At 60.5% G+C, this 3262-nt stretch carries 3 protein-coding genes; 2 read left to right on the top strand and 1 reads right to left on the bottom strand.

Translation table 11 applies throughout. The annotated features are described in order from the left end of the window. Positions 1-751: 751 nt before the first annotated feature. On the bottom strand, positions 752-1975 hold the full coding sequence (gene tet(33), locus AB0K08_RS16925) for a tetracycline efflux MFS transporter Tet(33) (protein WP_010991840.1): 1224 nt from the start codon (positions 1973-1975) through the stop codon (positions 752-754). 38 nt (positions 1976-2013) lie between these two features. Here tet(33) and AB0K08_RS16920 point away from each other — a divergent pair, with 38 nt between their 5' ends. Both AB0K08_RS16920 and AB0K08_RS16915 read left to right on the top strand, forming a co-directional pair. After that, positions 2014-2583: a TetR/AcrR family transcriptional regulator C-terminal domain-containing protein gene (locus AB0K08_RS16920; protein WP_005882738.1), complete on the top strand. Its 570-nt coding sequence runs from the start codon at positions 2014-2016 to the stop codon at positions 2581-2583. A 347-nt stretch (positions 2584-2930) separates the two neighbouring features. Further along, positions 2931-3131: a hypothetical protein gene (locus tag AB0K08_RS16915; RefSeq protein ID WP_069408167.1), complete on the top strand. Its 201-nt coding sequence runs from the start codon at positions 2931-2933 to the stop codon at positions 3129-3131. Positions 3132-3262: the final 131 nt, after the last annotated feature.

Raw genomic sequence — 3262 nt, 5'->3', positions numbered from 1 at the left:
CCCTGGAAATGGCGCCACTTGAAATCCGTCATCGTTCCGTCCGTCCAATCTCCGCCAAGCATGCTCAAGCTTCACGATTTTTGCAACAGAGCCCGGCCAAGGACGACGACCGCGAGCCAACCCCGTAGGGTCGGCAAAGTAGTTGCGTTTCGATCGGGTAGTTTCTGCGGTTCCCAGATTACGGGCTCAAGGGTCGTTCGTGCTGTCCGCACAGGCCTCAGTCAACCTGCGTCTCGATGCAGTAGCGTCGCAGTTCTGCGATCATCGAGGTCTTGGGGGTGCTGACGAAGCGGAACGCATGGCTGAAACGGACGCGCATTCCTCCAGCCTCGAGGTAGCCGTCGCAGGAAGCGCGTCGTCCGTGGGTGACGACAGAAATGACCTCCACCCGCTCGGGAGAACGGCGGGCGCACCTCTCGGGCTGCACTGGGGCCGCTGTGTGTGGATTTCTCGATGAGCGTCCAGCTCATGTCATCGGCAAGCCACTCGGAGAGGGCCTCCAGCTCTCCCTTGGCCCGGTTCACAACCAAGTCTCCGTCGACGCACTTCCGTGAAGACTCATGGTGCTATGGCTCGATCCGATGCGCCCGGCCCTTCTCCGCGATCGGCACGCACATTTCGATGGGTCTATCAGGCTCCCAGCTGACCTGTCCTTGGTAGATGATGCCGAGTTTCCCGGTGGCGCCGTCTCGCTAGTCGGCCATGGCGAAGCAGTGTCGCCGCCGTGTTGCTCCTGCTCACGTCTCACAACTCACATCGAGTCGCCGCTCGCCCAAGAGCCGAACTTCGGGGACGCTGCTGTACCACGCATGATGAGAATCACGCAGGGCACGTAGAGTGCTGCGGCGCAGAGCCAGAGGAAGCCGTCGGCGTTGATGTAAGTGAGCGCGAAGATCGTTGTGAAAGCGACCGGTCCGAAGATCGATGTGACGCTGTTGATGCTGGCGAGCACACCCTGGAGGCGCCCTTGGTGCTGTTCATCGACGCGCTGGGAGAGAAGGGTTTGCAGAGCGGGGAGGCCGATGCCACCGATCCCCAGTGCCGCCAAGATAGGTGCCATGGAAAATGCGTCAGTGACAATCGCCAGGCCTACGAGACCCAAGGCGTCGGTAATACACCCGATGATGACTGTTTTTGCCTCACCGATCCACTCCACGATGCGGCCAGTAAGGAGGGCCTGCACGAGAACCTGTACGATCCCGAAAACGGACAGGGAGATTCCAACTTCGACGGGACTCCAGTCGAGGCGGTGTTCAGTAAACAGCACCCAGGTCGCACCTGGAGCCTGCCCAATGAATTGAACAAGGCCGAATGCGATTAATAGGAAGGTAATCCCAGGCACCGCGCTGAGGCCGGGGCGACCACGATGCTGAGCGAGCGACGCAGAGCGCGCAGGGGAATCAGGACGGGTCTCGCGTAACAGGATAAAGGTGAGTGCCAGATTGCTCGCTGAGAGAAGAGCAGCGAGCAAAAACGGCAGATGTGGCGAGATGGCACCGAACAGTCCACCCATGGCTGGCCCCGCGATCATTCCGCCGCCATAGCAGGCACTGAGTAAACCGAAACGCTTGGCGCGCTGGTGGGGTGGCGTGATGTCGGCGATCACGGTGGCGGTGACCGCATTGGTCGCTCCGGTTATCCCAGCCACTGCGCGGGCGATATAGAACACCGACAGAGCGGACGTCGTGGCGAGCACGAGATAGTCGACGGTCGCACCGGCCAGGGAAACAAGCAGCACCCGGCGGCGGCCGAATCGGTCCGACAGCGTTCCCAGTACGGGGGCAAAGATGAACTGCATTACCGCGTAGAGCGCGATCAGCACTCCGACGTTCAGCGGAACCGCATCAGCGGTGACCCCTGCCTCGTGTAGCAGTGCGGGAAGAATCGGCATCACCAGGCCCATGCCGGCGGCGTCGAGGCTAGCCGTGATGAGGACCGTGGCCAACGAGCCACGAGCGGAAGTGAGAGATGACACCTTATCAACGATAAAGTTATCGATGATAAAGTGCAAGCATGGCTCAGAAACAAGCGCGACTCGATCGTGCAGCAGTCTTGCGCGGTGCGAGGCATGTGCTCAATAACACGGGGATCGACGGTTTCACCACACGGGCGCTGGCTGCGCATCTGCGGGTGCAGCAGCCAGCGCTCTACTGGCACTTTCGGACAAAGGCCCACCTGCTCGGATCGCTCGCAGCTGATGTGCTTGATCGCGAACACCACGCCTCACTCCCAGAGTCAGGGGAGCGCTGGGACGACTTTCTCCTGCGCAACGCGCGGAGCTTCCGGACAGCGCTTCTGGCAGTCCGGGATGGAGCACGGCTGCACGCAGAGTTTCACCGTCAAAAGAGTGACCAGATGCCAGCGGGCTCGGATGCCCCCGAAAGTCAGATCGAGTTTCTCGTGTCCGAAGGATTCGCTGAGGGCTCTGCGGTCCGAGCTCTCATGGCTATCAGCCGCTATACGGTCGGTTTCGTACTAGAAGAACAAACAGCGCTCGACAACGGATGTGAGCCTGTCGATCAAGACCTAGATTTCGAGTTCGGGTTAGTTGCAATGGTTGAAGGGCTGGCATCAAAGCGATGAGGGATGCTCGCACTTTGGGTCTCTGCGTCAGTAAGGTCAATCCTTTCCCGCTCCCGCAGCACCTCCTCCGCGATACTGACGATTCGCTCATGGCTACGGGGCTCACAAACGAGCAAATCAGGGACCGTGTGCATGTCGCGTCGCGATCGCGGAACGGCACATCAGCAGCATCTTCACCATGCTCGACCTTAACGAGCGCACAGGGAACAAGCGCGTCATCGCCGTCCTCGAGTACCTCAAGAACTAAGCGTCGAGTGCGCGACCGGCGCGATGACCATAGGTAACGGCGGTTTAGCATCGGTGCCGCATCTTGACACGACTCAATCCGCGACAGCTAACCTCCGCATATGGAGTTCGACGGAATGGAGATCCCCGACGATATCGAGGTCACGGTCTGGGGGAGCAACGAGCACCGGCTCTGTAACGTCTGCCGCGCAGAATGCGACCCCGAGCCGAGCGGCGCCGACGGGTACGGCGTGCGAATCATCTACGTCTGCCGCGACCACGGACTCCAATCCGTCGTGGACCCATTCGAGCATCTCCGTTGAAGCGCGCTCTTCGCTATCTCCCTGCATTGACGCAAAGGCTCTGTTGCAAAGATTGGCGGCAGTCAGAGGTAGGCTGTCGCTCTGCGCCGATCAGGCGGCTGCTGCGAAATGGTGGTTGAGCATGCCCATGG

The sequence above is a fragment of the Citricoccus sp. NPDC055426 genome (assembly GCF_040677445.1).
Classification (GTDB): domain Bacteria; phylum Actinomycetota; class Actinomycetes; order Actinomycetales; family Micrococcaceae; genus Citricoccus.
This window is presented reverse-complemented; position numbering and strand designations above follow the sequence as displayed.

Excerpts from the sequence above, each read along its gene's own strand:
- AB0K08_RS16920 (WP_005882738.1), top strand. The coding sequence starts at position 2,014 with ATGGCTCAGAAACAAGCGCGACTCGATCGTGCAGCAGTCTTGCGCGGT.
- AB0K08_RS16915 (WP_069408167.1), top strand. The coding sequence starts at position 2,931 with ATGGAGTTCGACGGAATGGAGATCCCCGACGATATCGAGGTCACGGTC.